This is a genomic window from Pseudomonas putida W15Oct28 (genome assembly GCF_000708715.2).
Lineage (GTDB): Bacteria > Pseudomonadota > Gammaproteobacteria > Pseudomonadales > Pseudomonadaceae > Aquipseudomonas > Aquipseudomonas putida_R.
Genome location: NZ_JENB01000003.1, coordinates 148,656 through 164,974, shown reverse-complemented (window position 1 = coordinate 164,974; position 16,319 = coordinate 148,656). Strand labels below are relative to the sequence as shown.

Genomic DNA, 16,319 nt, shown 5'->3' with positions numbered 1-16,319 from the left:
GTGTTCACGCCTGCGTGGCCTTGCGCAGCGGCACTTCGCGCAGCAGCCAGGACAGTGCGAAAGCCACGCTGGTGATCACCCCGGCCAGCAGGAACACCCCATGCATTGCCCCGGAAAACGCCTGCAGATAGCTGTGCTGCAGGCCAGCGGGCAGGGCATGCACGGCGGCCGGCGAAAGGCTCGCGGCACCCCCGGCACTGGCGGCAAAATCACTGCCCAGGCCGCCCAGCAAGGCATGCGAGAACAGGGCGCCGAACAGCGACACACCAATGGCGCCGCCAATCGAGCGGAACAAGGTGGCCCCGGAGGTCGCCACGCCCATGTGGCGCAATTCGACGCTGTTCTGCACGGCCAGGATCAGCACCTGCATGACCATACCCAGGCCGGCACCCAGCAAGCCCATGTACAGGTTCATCAGCGCCATGGGGGTGTCCAGCTCCAGCCGGCTGAGCAGGCCCAGGGCAATCACTTGCAGCAGGGTGCCGATAATCGGGAACACCCGGTAACGCCCCCAGCGGCTGATCAGCCGCCCGGTAATCGCCGACACCACCAGCAGGCCACCCATCAGCGGCAGCATCTGCAGCCCGGCACTGGTGGGCGTGGCGTTCTTTACCACCTGCATGTACAGCGGCAGGAAGGTGACGGCGCCGAACAGCGACACCCCGACGATGAAACCGATCAGCCCGGCAAGCACGAAGGTGCGATGGCGGAACAGGTGCAGCGGCATGATCGGCTCGGCGGCGCGGCGTTGTTCCACAACGAAGCCGACCAGGCCGATCAGGGCGAACAGCGAAAGGCACAGCATGTCCAGCGACTGCCACGCCAGCAGGCTGCCGCCGAGGCTGGTTATCAGTACCAGGGCAGCCAAGGCCACGGTAAGGAAGAACGCGCCGATGTAGTCCACCGTATGCCGTACCAGGGCCACGTGCGGGCGGAACACGCTGCCGATCACCAGCAGCGCCAGCAGGCCCAGGGGCAGGTTGATGTAGAAGATCCAGTGCCACGACAGCTGCTCGACCAGAAAACCGCCGATCAGCGGCCCTACCACCGTGGCCAGGCCGAACACGCCCCCGAACAGGCCCTGGTAGCGGCCACGTTCGGCAGGCGGGATGACATCGCCGATAGCGGCCATCGCCACCACCATCAGGCCGCCGCCACCCAGCCCTTGCAGGGTACGGAAGGCGATCAGCTGGGCCATGTCCTGTGCCGCGCCACACAAGGCCGAGCCCAGCAGGAACAGCACGATGGCCACCTGCAGCACGCGCTTGCGGCCGAACTGGTCGCCGAACTTGCCATACAGCGGCACCACCACCGTGGAGGCCAGCAGGTAGGCGGTGACCACCCACGACAGCCAGCGCAACCCACCGAGGTCGCTGACGATGGTCGGCAGCGCGGTCGAGACGATGGTCTGGTCGAGGGCGGCCAGGAACATCACCAGCATCAGCGCTGCCAGCAGCAGCGGGATGGAGGTTTGCGCGTCCGTTACGGCGGGGGAGGTATCAGTGGATACAGGTTGCACGGGGCTTACCTCAACGGGGTGTGGCGTGGGCCTGGGCATGCTGTTGGCCAGCGTCCTGCAGGCCTGCCAGGGCAAAGCGGTAAAGCTGCGCTGCAACGGCCTCGCTGGGCATCTGCAGAATCTCGTGCAGCGCCCCGGAGCCGCCGCGCGGGCCGATCAGCAACATCGCCCAGGGCGCCGTGACGCACAGGATGCAGCGGGTCAGGGCCGGTTCGTCGACAGGGATGGCGCTGACCTCGCTGAACAGCCCCTTGAGCAGTGACAACCGCAGGGGTGCAGCGGCCTGCAGATGCGCTTGGCCATGGGGGCTGGGGGCGAGGATTTCTGCGGCCAGTACCCGCAAGTGCCAGTTGTCCCGGGCCTGGGTGGCCTTGTGCACCACCAGTTCCACCAGCACGCGCAGCTTTTCGGCTGGCGCCTGGTTGCCTTGGGTGATGCGTTGCAGGTCGCTGAGGTCGAGGAAGCGTTGGCGAGCCTCGTCGAGCACGGCCAGGTACAGGCCGTTGCGGCTGCCGAAGTGGTAATTGATCGAGGCCAGGTCGACCTCGGCCTTTGCCGCGACGGCCTTGTTGCTGGTTTCGGCGTAGCCGAGCGCGGCGAACAGTTCACCGGCGGCTTCGAGGATGCGCGTACGGGTGACGGCGCCGTCCTTGCGGGGTTCGCGGGGGGCTGCGGACATGATGGGTACTCTGCAAGCCAGGAAGATGGGCAGAGCGTGGCTGATGCTTAATTTAAAATCAATTTAAATTTAAGTTATGTGATGAGAGGCTTAGGGCCCTGGGGGCTGCTTTGCAGCCCATCGCGACGCAAGGCCGCTCCTACAAGGGATTGCGTTAGCCTAGGCTGGTGCGATCCCTTGTAGGAGCGGCCTTGCGTCGCGAAAGGGGCGCAAAGCGCCCCCGGCAATCTCAACCGCGCAACATTCAGTTCAGGCTTTTGCCCTCGTGCCCTTTGCCGCTACTGGCCGTTTCCTGCACCTGCTCGGGCTTGTCCAGCGGCAGGTGGTCGAACTCGCGCAAGCCATCCTTGCGGTACGGGTCGCCGATCCAGCGCGGTGCCACCACAAATTGCGGGCTCACCAGGCTCTTGGCCGGCTCGAAGCGGTCGTAGCTCAGCCCGGCCAGGTCGGACAGGGTATGGATCAGGTGCGAGCTGCTGTAAGGGCGGCTGGCCATTGCCTGCAAGTCACGTGGGTGCTCGGCCTGCCAGCTGGGCGAGGTCCACAGCAGGAACGGGATGGTGTACATCGGCCGGGTCGGCGCCCCTTCGTTGCGCCCCAGGCGGTCGTGGTTGCCGGAGCTGTACACGTCTTCGCCATGGTCGGACAGGTACACCAGGAAGCCATTGGGGCTGCCGGCCGAGTAACGCTTGATCAGGCTCGATACTACGTAGTCGTTGTAGCGCACCGCGTTGTCGTAGAAGTTGTAGGTTTCTACCTGGTCTGGCGTCAGCGCTTTCGGCACGCCCTGGCTGTCGGTGAAGTGCGCATAGTCGTTCGGGTAGCGGAAGCGATAGTCCATGTGCGTGCCCAGCAGGTGCACGATGATGAACTTGTTCGGCGCAGGGTCTTGCAGGGCCGCCTCGAACGGCGCCAGCACCACGTCATCGTACTGGCTGGCGTTCTGGTTGCGCTGGTTGTTCAGGTATACCGGCGCATCGGTCTGCTGCGAGAAGGTGGTCAGCATGGTGTTGCGCTTGGTCATGGTCTGCTGGTTGGTGATCCAGAAGGTCTTGTAGCCTGCCTGTTTCATCAGGTTGATCAGCGACGGGTCGGTGAGGAAGCGGTCCGGGTTCTGCTCGTTGCCAAAGGTGAGGATCTGCTGCATCACTTCGATGGTGTACGGGCGTGGCGATACCACGTCGCGGAACACCGTCAGGCCCTTGTCGCTGGCGGCCAGCGCGTCCAGGTTGGGCGTGGTGTCGCGGTTGTAGCCATACAGGTGCATGTGCTCGCGGGTGGTGGACTCGCCCAGCACCAGCACCAAGGTGCGTGGCGCCGTACCGCTGCTGTCACTCAGGTTTTGCAGGGGCGGCAACGCGGCGTTCTGCGCCAGCAACTTCTGCATGTTGTCCAGTTGCTGAAGGTACTGACGGTAGCCGACCAGCAGTTGCCAAGGCACGGCGGGTTCCATGCGCTGCTGCACTTTTTCGGCGGCATCGGCGAAGTTGCGCTCCTGGGTGACCATCTGCTTGTAGAACGGGTACACCAGGTTGGCGACCAGCAACAGGGCCACCACCGGCAGGCGGCTGCGCAGGGGCAGGTTGACTGGGCGCACGCGCTTCCACAGCAGCACCGCCACCAGCGTGTACAGCAGCAGCGCCAGGCCCAGCCATACACTGAAGTACTGGCTGAAGTATTCACCGGCTTCGGCGGTATTGGACTCGAACATCACGAAGATGACGCTTTGCGAGAACTCCTGGCGATAAATGCCGAAGTAGCTCAAGCCCACCAGCGATACCGCCCACAGCACCAGGCCGATGACGGCCGCCGTGGCGCGGGTGAAGCGGGGCAACAGCAGCACTGGGGCCAGCCACAGGCTACTGAGGAAGAACGCATCGCGAAAACCGGCGAAGCCGGTAGTCCCGCTGAACAGCAGCAACGCCTGGGTGACGCCGGAGAAGTACCAGAAGAACAGCAGCAGCCAGCCCAGGCCGGCCCAGTCCACACGCTTGTGCGCGGCGGGGGATGTAGTGTGTGACACGTATGCCTCGTCGTACCTTGGAGGCCAGCGGATGTGCCCGTGACCGGAAAGGGCGTGACGCTAATCTGCGGCGTGTGAAAATAACGTCAACGCGGCGGGTATCACGGGCTGTCGCAGTTAGGCCCGGCTGTTACCCAGCGCCATGTTCACCGCCAGCCAGCCGTTTACCGCGTCTTCCCCGGCTTCTGCGAACACCCGTTCCAGCAACTTCACCTGCTCGCGCCGCAGCAGGTGCTCCAGGCGTGCGCCTTCCTCGGTCAGGGTCAGCAAACGCTTACGTTTGTCTGTCTCGCAGGCCACGCTCTCCACCAGGCGCATTTCCGTCAACTGGCGCATCGGCATGTTCAGCGCCTGTTTGCTGACCCCGAGCAAGGCCAGCAGGTCTTTCACGCTCAGGTTCGGATAGCGCGCGACGAAAAACACGATGCGTTGATGCACGCGGCCCAGGCCTCGGCGTTCGAGCATTTCGTCTGCCTTCGCGGTGAATGCCTGGTAGCCAAAGAAAAAGGCTTCCATCGCCTGTTGTTGGGAGGCTGGGTTTTTAAGGTCAATCATATTGACTTATCCGTAAGCGGCAGCGTAATTTCGGTCAAACAGTTTGACGTATTTTCCTTCTGCCTTGCTACCGGTGATCCCCATGGCTTTCTCTGAACGTGTCACGCGCCTCAAGAGTTCCCTGATCCGTGAAATCCTCGCCGCTGCGCAGCGGCCCGGGGTGATGTCCTTTGCTGGCGGGTTGCCGGCTGAAGCCATGTTGCCCAGGGTCGATTGGGCCGACATGCCGGTGGCTATGGGGCAATATGGCATGAGTGAGGGGGAGCCGGCCCTGCGCGAAGCGCTGGCGGCCGAGGCACGGGCATTGGGAGTCGACTGCCAGGCCAGCCAGGTGTTGGTGGTGAGTGGTTCGCAGCAGGCCCTCGACCTCGCAGCCAAGCTGTACATCGACCAGGGCACGCAGGTCCTGCTGGAAGCGCCGACCTACCTGGCGGCGCTGCAGATATTCCAGCTGTTCGGTGCCGACTGCCTCGCCTTGCCGATGCAAGCTGACGGCCCGGACCTGGGTGAGCTGCGTGATCGCCTGCAACACCACCGCCCGGCTTTCATCTACCTGATCCCAACCTTCCAGAACCCCTCGGGCCTGCGTTACAGCGAAGCCAAGCGCGATGCAGTGGCGGCTTTGCTGGATGAATTCGGTGTAACGCTGATCGAGGACGAACCCTACCGCGAGTTGAGTTTCGATGGTGGCAGCGCCCAGCCGATCGTCAGCCGCTTGCGTAACGCCAGCTGGATTTACACCGGTACGGTTTCCAAAACCTTGCTCCCCGGGCTGCGGGTCGGCTACCTGATTGCCAGCCCCGACCTGTTCCCGCATTTGTTGCGGCTGAAGCAGGCCGCCGACCTGCACACCAATCGCGTGGGGCAGTGGCAGGTGCTGCAGTGGTTGGGTAGCGACAAGCTCCAACTGCACCTGAAGACGCTGCGCGACTACTACCGCACGCGCAGGGATGCGTTCCAGGTGGCGCTGGAAACGCATTTTGCCGACTTGGCGGAGTGGCACAAGCCGGATGGCGGGTTGTTCTTCTGGCTGACGTTGAAGCAGCCGCTGGACACCCGCACCCTGTTGGCAGAGGCATTGGCGGTGGACGTGGCGTTCATGCCTGGCGAGCCGTTTTTCCCTGACCCGGACCGGCATCACGGGCATCTGCGCCTGAATTTCAGCCACGTTGCCCCGGGCCAGCTGGACGAAGGGCTGAGGCGTTTGGCGCAAGTGGTGCGCAATGCACAGGCCGCACAGGTATGATGTGCTCAGCAAAACCGCACTGACAGGCCCTGTGGATTATGAACCGTCGTAAGAAGATCAAGCAGCTATTGGAAGCGCATGCCAAAAAGGCCAATGCCAAACTGGCGCCGCGCAAGCCCAAGTACATCTGCAAGGCAGACCGCCTGAAGATGGAGGCCGAGGCGGCGGGGGATAGCGCCAATCCAGCTGACTGACGCAGGCTGTGTAACAACAGTCTCTCAGGCTACCGCATCACCCTGTAGGAGCAGCCTTGTGCTGCGAAGAGGCCGGTACTCGCGACACAAATGCTGCGCCTGTACCGGCCTCTTCGCAGCACAAGGCTGCTCCTACAGGGATCGCGTCGGCTTTAGCGGCGGTAGTAGCGGTGGTCGTCATGGTGGCGCTGGTGCATGGCCCGCTCGTGGCGGCGCTCCCAATCGCGGCGTCGTTCCCAGTCACGCCGCCGCTCCCAGTCCCGCCGGGCTTGCTCGCGCCGCCACTGCTCACGGCGCCCGTCGCTTCTGTGGTCATGCCAGCGGTCATCGTCATGCGCCAGCAGTGTAGCCGGCTGCGCATCGGCCACACTGGCCACCTTCGACCAGGGGTTGCCTGCTGGCTGCACCGGTGACTGAACGGCCGGTGCCTGCGCCACCGGTGCTTTCATTTGTGTTGCTGATGCCGTGCCCACCGCCGCGAACGAGAACAGGCCGAGCAGCACCAACCTTGCGACATGTATTTTCATGAGCGAAGCCAACCTCTGATAACAATTGAGCCATCTGGCCAGCAGGTGTGGGGCGAACCTTGTCTCGCGTGCCGCTACCTTTCTGTGCCTTCCACATAGACCGGCAAACGGGAAAAAGTTCGCTGCAGCAACAACTTGTAGAACTTTTGACGCCGGGTCACCCCTTTACACAAACGCCCGCCCGCCACGGCGGCGGTCTTCCTTCAGCAACCCCTCCACCTTGCGCAACGCCTGCCCCAGCAGGGCCTGGTCCGGCGCCCCACCCAGCGAGATGCGCACGGCATCCGGCCCCTGCGTTGCCACGCTGAACGAGTCCGCCCCGGCCACGCTCACGCCTACATCCTCCAAGGCTTGGGTAAACCGCTCCTGGTGCCAGTGTGCTGGTAGTTGCAACCAGAGGTGCAGCCCGGTGGGGTGGGCCTGGAACTCATGGCTTAACAGCGTGCGTGCCAGATGCTGGCGGGCGCGGGCTTCGCGCTGGATCTCCTGTACCAGCTCCCTGGCGGTGCCGCTGCGGATCCACTGCTCGACCAGCGCCAGCAGCAAGGCCGAACAGCCCATGCTCGATGCGCGCAAGCCATTGAGCAGGCCTTGCCCGTCATCGCCACGCGGTGGCAGCACAAAGGCCGTGCGCAGGCTTGGCCACAGGCACTTGGACAGCGACGCCAGGTAGTACGTATTGGCGCCCCCGGTCAGGCAGGCGATGGGCGCCGGCGCGTCGTCGAGCAGATAACGGTAAGGGTCATCCTCGATCAGCGTGATACCGCGCTTGAGCAACACCTCGGCAATTGCCTGGCGCCGGGCTGCGGGCATGGTGTGCGCGGTGGGGTTGTGGAACGTAGGGTTGAGGTACAGCAGGCGGGCACCGCTGTCCTGGCAGGCCTGCTCCAGGTCGTCCGGGCGCATGCCGTCGGCATCACTGGCCACCGCGACAATGCGCAGCCCCAGTTGCCGGGCGGCCAGCAGCAGGCCGGGGTAGGTGAGTGGATCGCAGAGAATGGCGTCACCTGCGCGGGCGTGGGCGCTGAGGATGGCAAAGATGGCCGCTTGCGAACCCGAGCAGACTTCCAGGCTGCGGCTGTCCAGATCACCCAATGCCGGTTTCAGCCAACCCTGCGCCGCCTGCAGCAGCGAGCGGGTGGTCGGTTCGTCCTGGTAGGGCGACAGTGCTTCGATGCGGTTGCGCTGCAGCACCTGTTCCAGCCCGGCGCCCACACGCTGGGCCATCGAGCCATTGGCCGGCTGCGGCGGGATGTTCATGGTCAGGTCGATGCCTGCCAGGGCGGACGTCTCGCGGGCGCCGAGGATGAACGAGCCGCGGCCACTGTAGGAGGCAATCAGGCCACGGTCGCGAGCCTCGGCATAAGCCCGGGTCACCGTGGTCAAGTCGACGCCCAGGTGCGCAGCCAGTGCACGTTGCGGCGGAATCTGCTCGCCGTCCTGCAAAATTCCAGACTGTATGGATTCTGCAATCATGTCTGCAATCTGTATGTATCTGGGGCCTGATTTTGGCTTTAAAGGCTTTGTCCAGCGCATTTGAGCAGCTTCTCTTGGCGTTTCGGCAAGAGGCATAGGTCTTCCTCCCGGTTGTCAGTCCATACGCATAGGCATATCATGACATATGGTTGTTAACAAATCCATACAATATGGAAAGCGTATGGTTTATTTGATGTGCACCGGAACGGCGCGGCAGGGTTGCAACGATAAGCGCTTCCGGGCTGCCAGTCATGGAGATGTTTGATGGATGACTGTCATCTGATCTGCGCCAATCGCCTCGACGATGGGGCTGTGGTCTGGCTTGATGCCGGGCATGAATGGGTAGACACACTGCAACAGGCCGGCACCTTCGATGCGCAGGCGCTGGTACCGGCAACCCTCGCCGCCGAGGCTGCCGTGCGGGCCAACCAGGTGGTTGCGCCGACGCCTTGTGAAGCCTGGCTGGTCGATGGCCTGCCACAGCCGAAAAGCCTGCGTGAACGGCTGCGCTCGCGTGGCCCGTCGGTACGCAGCGACCTCGGCAAGCAGGCCGCAGGCGCGTCGCCGCAAGGTGGCAAGGGCGAGCGCCCGCTGCTGCCGGTGGCGGCGGGGCAGGCTGGGGTGTACCGATACGACCCGTTCGAGCGTGAGTTCCTCAAGGACCGCGCCCGCCAGTTCGAGCAGCAGGTTGCCCGCCGCTTGAGCGGCGAGCTGGACGAAGAGGCGTTCAAGGTGTACCGGCTGATGAACGGCCTGTACCTGCAATTGCACGGCTACATGCTGCGCGTGGCCATCCCCTATGGCACCTTGAGCGCAGTGCAGCTCCGCCAGCTGGCCTACGTGGCTCGCACCTATGACAAGGGCTACGGCCACCTCACTACCCGGCAGAACATCCAGTTCAACTGGCCGCGCCTGGCCGATACGCCAGAAATCCTGTCGGTACTGGCCGATGCCGACCTGCATTGCATCCAGACCAGTGGCAACTGCATCCGCAACGTTACCACCGACCACTTTGCCGGGGCCGCCGAGGATGAAGTGCTGGACCCACGGGTGCATGCCGAGATCCTGCGCCAGTGGTCCACCGACCACCCGGAGTTCACCTACCTGCCACGCAAGTTCAAGATTGCCATTACCGGCAGCCCCAAGGACCGCGCGGCTGTGCGCTTCCACGATATCGGCATCCTGGCGCAGCGCAATGCGCAGGGTGAAGTGGGCTTCCAGGTGTATGCCGGGGGCGGCCTGGGGCGTACGCCGATTGTTGGCACCCGGGTGCGGGAGTGGTTGCCGGAGCGCGAACTGCTGCGTTATGTCGAAGCCATCCTGCGGGTGTACAACGCCCTGGGCCGGCGCGACAACCTGTACAAGGCGCGCATCAAGATACTGGTGCGCGAGCTCAAGCCCGGCCGTTTCATTGAAATGATCGAGCACGAGTTCGCCAGCCTGCCAGCCGATCACCAGTACCTGGAGCCGGCCATCGTCCAGGGGATCCGTGCCCGTTTCGTGCAGCCGGCCTTCGAGGCGCTGCCCGGGTTGTGTGACAGCTTCCTGCGTGCGCGGGCCGACGACAACGCGTTCGCCAGCTGGGTACGCACCAATACCCACCCGCACAAACAGCGTGGCTACATCAGCGCGGTCATCTCGCTGAAACCACCGGGTGGTATCCCCGGCGATATCAGCGCCGAGGAAATGCTCAGCCTGGCCGACCTCGCCGAGGCCTACTCGCTGAACGAGATTCGCGTGTCCCACGAGCAGAACCTGGTGCTGCCGCACATCCGCCAGGGCGACCTGTACAGCGTATGGCAGGCCTTGCGCCAGGCCGGGCTGGCGACCAGCAATATCGGTTTGTTGTCCGACGCCATCGCCTGCCCGGGCATGGATTACTGCAGCCTGGCCACCGCCCGTTCGGTGCCGGTCGCCCAACGCATCGCCTTGCGTTTCGACGCGGCCCGGCAACAGGACATCGGCGAACTGAAACTCAATGTCTCGGGCTGTATCAATGCCTGCGCCCACCACCATGTGGCGCATATCGGCATCCTCGGCCTGGACAAGGCCGGCCACGAAAACTACCAGATCACCCTGGGCGGCAGTGCCGAAGAGGACGCCGCGGTCGGGACCATCCTGGGCCGTTCGGTGCCCTTCGAGGAGGTGCCCGACGTCGTCGAGGCCATCGTTGGCATCTACCTGCAATTGCGCGAGGACGCCGAGCGCTTCCTCGATACCTATCGCCGTGTCGGTATCGAGCCGTTCAAGGAGGTGCTGCGTGATGCTCGTTGATCGTGATGGCCGGGTTCAGCCCGACAACTGGCGCTACCTGGATGGTGAAGCGCTGCCAACCTACGCCCCGCAAACCGTGCTACAGCCGCAGCAGTGGGATGACTACCACATGCGTTTCGGCCAACCGGCCGAAGGCCTGTGGCTGGCCGCCGACCAGGACCCGGCGCAGGTGCTGCCATTGCTCGGCCACCTGGCGTTGATCGTGGTCGAGTTCGCCAAGTCACGCGATGGCCGCGGCTTCACCCTTGCCAGATTGCTGCGCGAGCGCCACGGCTTCAGGGGTGACCTGCGTGCCGTCGGGCCTTTGCTGCCCGACCAGTTCGCCATGTTGTTGCAGTGCGGGTTCACCAGTGCACGGGTGTCGGCCAGCGTGCCGGCGCAGCGCTGGCAGGACGCCGCGGCCGCCCATCACCAGGCCCGTCCACGCACCCTGCTGCAACGTCTTTCCCAACGGAGCGAGGCATAGCCATGTTCAGCCTTACAGCCCTGGAGCTGGCCCGTATACAGTTCGGTTTCACCATTACCTTTCACATTATCTTCCCGGCCATCACCATTGGCCTTGCGGCATTCCTGGCGGTTCTGGAAGGTTTGTGGCTGTGGAAGAAAGACAACGCCTACCTCGACCTGTACCACTTCTGGTCGAAGATCTTCGCCGTCAACTTCGCCATGGGCGTGGTCTCGGGGCTGGTCATGGCGTACCAGTTCGGCACCAACTGGAGTTTCTACTCGCAGTTCGCCGGCAGCATCACCGGCCCGTTGCTGACCTACGAGGTGCTGACGGCCTTCTTCCTTGAAGCGGGCTTTCTCGGGGTGATGCTGTTCGGCTGGCACAAGGTCGGCCGCGGCCTGCACTTTTTTGCCACCGTCATGGTGGCCGTGGGCACGATGATCTCTGCCACCTGGATCCTGGCATCGAACAGCTGGATGCAGACACCGCAAGGGCATGAAGTGATCAATGGCGTGGTGGTGCCGGTGGACTGGTTCGCCATCATTTTCAACCCATCGTTCCCGTACCGCCTGGCCCATATGGTCACTGCTGCAATGCTGTCGACCGCGTTGTTCGTCGGCGCTTCGGCGGCGTGGCACCTGTTGCGCGGCAATAACACCCCGGCGGTGCGGCGGATGTTCTCGATGGCCCTATGGATGCTGCTGTTTACTGCGCCGTTGCAGGTGCTGATCGGTGACATGCACGGCTTGAACACGCTCAAGTACCAGCCGGCGAAGATCGCTGCGATGGAGGGGCACTGGAGCAACACACCGGGGCAGGGCGTGCCGCTGATCCTGTTCGGCATCCCGGACATGGAGGCCGAAACCACCCGCTACAAGGTTGAAATCCCCAACCTGGCCAGCCTGATCCTGACCCACAGCCTGCATGGGCAGATCCCAGGCTTGAAAGACTTCGCCAAAGAAGACCGGCCGAACTCGACCATTGTGTTTTGGTGCTTCCGGGTCATGGTCGGCCTGGGGCTGTTGATGGTCGTGCTTGGCCTGTATGGCACCTGGCAGCGCTGGCGTGGACGGTTGTACGCGTCACGGGGGCTCGCGCGGTTTGCATTGTGGATGGGGCCCTCGGGCCTGGTGGCCTTGCTGGCCGGCTGGTACGTCACCGAGATCGGCCGCCAGCCCTGGGTGGTGTACGGCCTGATGCGTACCAAGGACGCGGTTTCAGACCATTCGGAGCTGACCCTGTCGGTAGGCCTGGTGGTACTGGTGGTGATGTACATCGGGGTATTCGGCACCGGCGTCGCCTACATGTTGCGCCTGGTGGGCAAGGGGCCGCAGGCGCACGACGACCACGAGCAGCCCGTGACCGCCAACCAGCGGCCCGCCCGCCCGTTGTCGGCAGTGGACGACCCGCTGTATCCACATTCGCCCAATCACACTGACTGACCGGAGACGTTGTCATGGGTATTGATCTTCCGCTGATCTGGTTTTTGATCATCGGCTTTGGCGTGATGATGTACGTCATCATGGACGGCTTCGATCTGGGTATCGGCATCCTGTTCCCGTTCATCACCGACCGCGACCACCGCGACACCATGGTCAACACCGTGGCGCCGGTGTGGGATGGCAACGAAACCTGGCTGGTGCTGGGTGGGGCAGGGTTGATGGCGGCGTTCCCCAAGGTCTACGCCATCTTGCTCAGTGCGCTGTACATCCCCGCGCTCGGCCTGCTGGCCGGGTTGATCTGGCGTGGTGTGTCGTTCGAGTTCCGCTTCAAGGCCGACGAGGCGCACAAGCCGTTCTGGGACAAGGCGTTCACGGGCGGGTCCTACGCGGCGGCGTTTTTCCAGGGGGTGATGCTGGGGGCGTTCATCGAAGGGCATGCGATTGTCGACGGCGTGGCCACCAATGGTGTGATGAGCTGGCTGACACCGTTCAACGTGTTCTGCGGGGTCGGGGTGGTGGTGGCGTATGCGCTGCTGGGCGCCACCTGGCTGGTGTTGAAAACTGAAGGCCGGTTGCAGGCCAGCATCATTCGCGCGTGCTCACCGATTACCTTGGCGACGGTGGCGGCGATGCTGATCGTCAGCATCTGGACGCCACTGACCCACCCGGCCATTTTCGAGCGCTGGTTCAGCCTGCCGAACTTCTTGTTCTTCCTGCCGGTACCGGTGCTGGTGCTGGTGGCCACCTGGGCGATCCTCAAGTCGTTGCGCGGCGCACCGCACGCCGGGCCTTTCGTCTGGTCGCTGCTGCTGGTGTTCCTCGGGTTCACCGGGCTGGTAATCAGTATCTGGCCGTATGTGCTGCCGCCCAGCCTGACCATCTGGGAAGCCGCAGCGCCGCCCCAGAGCCTGGGCTTCGCCCTGGTCGGGGCGCTGCTGATCATTCCGTTCATCCTCGGCTATTCGGCCTGGTCGTATTACGTGTTCCGCGGCAAGGTCAAGGACGGCGAGGGGTACCACTGAGGCGTCGCGGCCAAACCCTTTCCCACAGGTACAGCACCTGTCCCTAAGCCGGCTGTACTGTGTGGGAGCGGGCGTGCCCGCGAACACCGGCGTAGCCGGTGCCATGCACCGCGTTGCCTGCTTCGCGGGCACGCCCGCTCCCACAGTGCAAGGCCTACCGATCCTGTGGGAATACCTCACGCAGATGCGTCCGGTAACTGTCGAACGCAGCAATCGCCCCCGCCACAACTTCTGCTTCCTCCCCCTCATCCAGCACCAGGCCATCAAGCCTGGCCACGAACTCGCGCCAGTGCAGTGCACGTCCGTCGGGGTGCGGCGCCAGGTGGCGGGCACCCTCATCGCCATTCAGGCCCAGACGCTGGGTCTGCTTGAACAGGAACGCTGCGCCCAGGTTGGAGCCTTCACTGCAATACAGCCAGCCCAAGGCCTGGGCCGCACTGGTGCAAACCTGTTGGGGCAGCTCAGGCAGCGGCAGGCCGAGGTCACGCAGGTCGTCCTCGACTGCCGAAAAACGCGACAGTTGCACCAGCCCCGGCAGGCGCAGGTTGAGCGCCTCGTCGCGGTAAAGCGACAACAGGCTGCCGTGGAAACGGTGCTGCACCTGCAGGAAGCAGGCATAACGTTCGCGGTCTGCGAAGGGCCGCGCCGCCATCACCAGTGCGTCGACGTTGTCATGGTCGCTGCTGCTGGCCGCTTTCAGGCGTTTGCAGCGTCCTGGCTCTGTGTGAGGGGGTGGGGCAGCGGTCATAGGCGTGTCCGTGGGCGAGTAGGCAATGCGCCCATGATGCTTGCCATCCCAGGTAGGCGGCAAGCACAACGCTACTGGTTTACCATGCCAGACGCTTTCACGTTTCCAAGGAGTCAGCCATGAGCACCCTACAGTTCCGCCTCCCTATAATTGCAGACGCCGAACGCTGCTACGCCATTGAAATCGGCGCCTATGAAGGGGATGAAGCGGCCACGCTGGAGAAGATCCGCACCCGCATTGCGCAGTACCCGCAAGGCTTCCTGATCCTGGAAAACGCGGGTGAGATCGTTGGCTTCATCAATAGCGGTTGCGCCCACGAAGTGGTCATGTCGGATGAAGACTTCAAGGAACTGGTCGGCCATGACCCGGCAGCACCGAACGTGGTGATCATGTCGGTGGTGGTGGACCCGGCGCACCAGGGCAAAGGTTACGCCAAGCGCTTGATGGACGAATTCATCGCCCGCATGACGGCATCGGGCAAGCAGACCATTCACCTGATGTGCAAGCAGCAGCATGTGGCGCTGTACCAGAAGATGGGGTATCAGTACGTGAAACCGTCGCCGTCGGATCATGGCGGCATGGCCTGGCATGAGATGGTCATGGTCCTCTGAGGGCACGGTTTGCCTGAGCCCCATCTACCCATCAGAAGGACCTGAAACTTTGGCCAGCCCGGCAGCCGTCCATACCTCCCGCCAAGCCACCGGCATCGCCTTGCTGGTCGCTATCACCTTCTTCATGGAAAACCTCGACGCCACCGTGATTGCCACGGCACTGCCACAAATGGCCAGTGACTTCGGTGAAAGCGCGGTCAGCCTGAACATCGGCATCAGTGCCTATTTGCTGGCAGTTGCGGTGTTCATTCCGCTCAGTGGCTGGGTGGCGGACCGTTTCGGCCCGCGACAGGTATTTGCCGGGGCCATTGGCCTGTTTACCGTGGCGTCGTTGCTGTGCGGCATGGCCCCGACCCTGGAAACCTTCGTCGCGGCCCGGGTGCTTCAGGGCATTGGCGGTGCCCTGATGGTACCGGTGGGCCGGCTGGTGGTGCTGCGCACGACCGAGAAGAAGGACCTGGTGAAAATGCTCGCGGTGATCACCTGGCCCGGCCTGGTGGCGCCCGTACTGGGCCCGCCGCTCGGTGGCCTGATCGTCACGCATTGGTCGTGGCCCTGGATCTTCTACCTGAACATCCCCCTTGGGCTGCTGGCCATCGCAGCGGCCTGGGTGCTGATTCCGAATGCGCGTTCAGATGAAAAACGCCGCTTCGATACGCTGGGGTTCGTTTTCCTGGCATCGGCTTGTGCGGCGTGGCTGGTCGGCCTGGAAATGCTTGGCTCGCTGGCGGGTGGCAGCCTGGGCGCCGGGTTGGCGCTGGTGTCGCTGGGCGGCTTGCTGACCTGGTTGGCGATTCGCCATTGCCGGCGCCATGCTGCGCCGCTATTGCCACTGGATACCCTGTCTATCCCCACGTTCAGGGTCAGCATCGTTGGCGGTACGTTGTTCCGCCTGTCGATCAGCGCCTTGCCATTCCTGATCCCGTTGCTGCTGCAGATTGGTTTCGGCTTGTCGCCGGTGGATGCCGGGCTGCTGGTACTGGCGATCTTCGCCGGCAACCTGGCGATGAAGCCGTTTACCACCGGGTTGCTGCGCCGCTATGGTTTCCGTCGCGTGTTGTTGGTCAACGGGCTGATTGGCGTTGGTTGCATTCTGGCCTGCCTGGGCTTGCAGCAAGGCATGCCGTGGTACTGGATGGCCGTGGTGTTGTTCGTGGGCGGGCTTTCGCGCTCGATGCAGTTCACCACGTACAACGCTGTCGGTTTTGCCGAAGTACCCAAGCCGCAGATGGGCGAGGCTTCGACGCTGTTCAGCATGTGCTTCCAGCTGGCGATGGCGTTGGGCGTGGCGGTGGTGGCACTGCTGTTGCGCGTGGCGATGATGGTGCGGGGCGGCGAAGGCGAGATGACAGTCAGCGACTTCCACTGGGCGTTGATTGGCGTTGCGTTGATTGCCTGTGTGGCGTTGGCGGATGCCATGCGCTTGCCGAGCAATGCCGGGGAGCAAGTGCTGCGCACCTGAAACCACGGGCCTGCTTCGCACCCCATCGCCGGCAAGCCAGCTCCCACAGATCTGGTGCTGGTCTCGGGAGTGATGCATTCCTGTGGGAGCTGG

Annotated in this window: 15 protein-coding genes; 8 read left to right on the top strand and 7 right to left on the bottom strand. The window is 63.7% G+C overall.

The window, feature by feature from the left end; all coding sequences use genetic code 11:
* Positions 1-4: 4 nt before the first annotated feature.
* From AK81_RS03145 to AK81_RS03130, 4 genes are all read right to left on the bottom strand, one after another.
* Positions 5-1,519 (bottom strand): MDR family MFS transporter, encoded by a 1,515-nt coding sequence (locus AK81_RS03145; protein WP_043196706.1) that lies wholly within the window; start codon positions 1,517-1,519, stop codon positions 5-7.
* A gap of 10 nt (positions 1,520-1,529) precedes the next feature.
* On the bottom strand, positions 1,530-2,198 hold the full coding sequence (locus tag AK81_RS03140; RefSeq protein ID WP_043196705.1) for a TetR/AcrR family transcriptional regulator: 669 nt from the start codon (positions 2,196-2,198) through the stop codon (positions 1,530-1,532).
* Positions 2,199-2,442: 244 nt separating this feature from the next.
* Positions 2,443-4,221 (bottom strand): phosphoethanolamine transferase CptA, encoded by a 1,779-nt coding sequence (locus tag AK81_RS03135; protein WP_081042004.1) that lies wholly within the window; start codon positions 4,219-4,221, stop codon positions 2,443-2,445.
* 117 nt (positions 4,222-4,338) lie between these two features.
* Positions 4,339-4,776, bottom strand: a complete 438-nt coding sequence (locus tag AK81_RS03130) for a MarR family winged helix-turn-helix transcriptional regulator (RefSeq protein WP_043196703.1) — start codon at positions 4,774-4,776, stop codon at positions 4,339-4,341.
* An 82-nt stretch (positions 4,777-4,858) separates the two neighbouring features.
* On the opposite strand from AK81_RS03130, the gene AK81_RS03125 reads away from it, so the two are divergent.
* Together AK81_RS03125 and AK81_RS27655 are read left to right on the top strand one after the other, a co-directional pair.
* Positions 4,859-6,022, top strand: a complete 1,164-nt coding sequence (locus AK81_RS03125) for a PLP-dependent aminotransferase family protein (RefSeq protein ID WP_043196701.1) — start codon at positions 4,859-4,861, stop codon at positions 6,020-6,022.
* A gap of 38 nt (positions 6,023-6,060) precedes the next feature.
* Entirely contained in the window at positions 6,061-6,216 is a 156-nt protein-coding gene (locus tag AK81_RS27655; RefSeq protein WP_069375847.1) for a DUF2986 domain-containing protein, read from the top strand.
* Positions 6,217-6,368: 152 nt separating this feature from the next.
* On the opposite strand, the gene AK81_RS03120 is transcribed toward AK81_RS27655, so the two are convergent.
* Together AK81_RS03120 and AK81_RS03115 are read right to left on the bottom strand one after the other, a co-directional pair.
* Positions 6,369-6,743 carry a hypothetical protein gene (locus AK81_RS03120; protein ID WP_043196700.1) on the bottom strand — a complete coding sequence of 125 codons (375 nt, stop codon included), beginning with the start codon at positions 6,741-6,743 and terminating at the stop codon, positions 6,369-6,371.
* A gap of 165 nt (positions 6,744-6,908) precedes the next feature.
* Positions 6,909-8,279, bottom strand: a complete 1,371-nt coding sequence (locus tag AK81_RS03115) for a PLP-dependent aminotransferase family protein (protein WP_043196699.1) — start codon at positions 8,277-8,279, stop codon at positions 6,909-6,911.
* Between the two features lie 204 nt (positions 8,280-8,483).
* Here AK81_RS03115 and AK81_RS03110 point away from each other — a divergent pair, with 204 nt between their 5' ends.
* Genes AK81_RS03110 through cydB form a run of 4 tightly spaced genes read left to right on the top strand, consistent with a single transcriptional unit; the run spans position 8,484 to position 13,405 of the window.
* On the top strand, positions 8,484-10,493 hold the full coding sequence (locus AK81_RS03110) for a DUF2849 domain-containing protein (RefSeq protein WP_043196697.1): 2,010 nt from the start codon (positions 8,484-8,486) through the stop codon (positions 10,491-10,493).
* Complete coding sequence (locus AK81_RS03105) at positions 10,483-10,959, top strand: DUF934 domain-containing protein (protein ID WP_043196696.1); 477 nt, start codon at positions 10,483-10,485, stop codon at positions 10,957-10,959. The genes AK81_RS03110 and AK81_RS03105 overlap by 11 nt, the downstream gene beginning before the upstream one ends.
* 2 nt (positions 10,960-10,961) lie before the next feature.
* Positions 10,962-12,383, top strand: a complete 1,422-nt coding sequence (locus AK81_RS03100; RefSeq protein ID WP_043196695.1) for a cytochrome ubiquinol oxidase subunit I — start codon at positions 10,962-10,964, stop codon at positions 12,381-12,383.
* A 14-nt stretch (positions 12,384-12,397) separates the two neighbouring features.
* Positions 12,398-13,405, top strand: a complete 1,008-nt coding sequence (cydB, locus tag AK81_RS03095) for a cytochrome d ubiquinol oxidase subunit II (protein WP_043196694.1) — start codon at positions 12,398-12,400, stop codon at positions 13,403-13,405.
* 154 nt (positions 13,406-13,559) lie between these two features.
* Here cydB and AK81_RS03090 read toward each other — a convergent pair whose 3' ends face one another.
* The gene (locus AK81_RS03090) at positions 13,560-14,153 is read right to left on the bottom strand and encodes a biliverdin-producing heme oxygenase (protein ID WP_043196693.1); all 594 of its coding nucleotides are present in this window, start codon (positions 14,151-14,153) and stop codon (positions 13,560-13,562) included.
* A gap of 119 nt (positions 14,154-14,272) precedes the next feature.
* On the opposite strand from AK81_RS03090, the gene AK81_RS03085 reads away from it, so the two are divergent.
* Together AK81_RS03085 and AK81_RS03080 are read left to right on the top strand one after the other, a co-directional pair.
* Positions 14,273-14,764, top strand: a complete 492-nt coding sequence (locus tag AK81_RS03085; protein WP_043196692.1) for a GNAT family N-acetyltransferase — start codon at positions 14,273-14,275, stop codon at positions 14,762-14,764.
* Between the two features lie 49 nt (positions 14,765-14,813).
* Positions 14,814-16,226: an MFS transporter gene (locus AK81_RS03080; protein ID WP_043196691.1), complete on the top strand. Its 1,413-nt coding sequence runs from the start codon at positions 14,814-14,816 to the stop codon at positions 16,224-16,226.
* Positions 16,227-16,319: the final 93 nt, after the last annotated feature.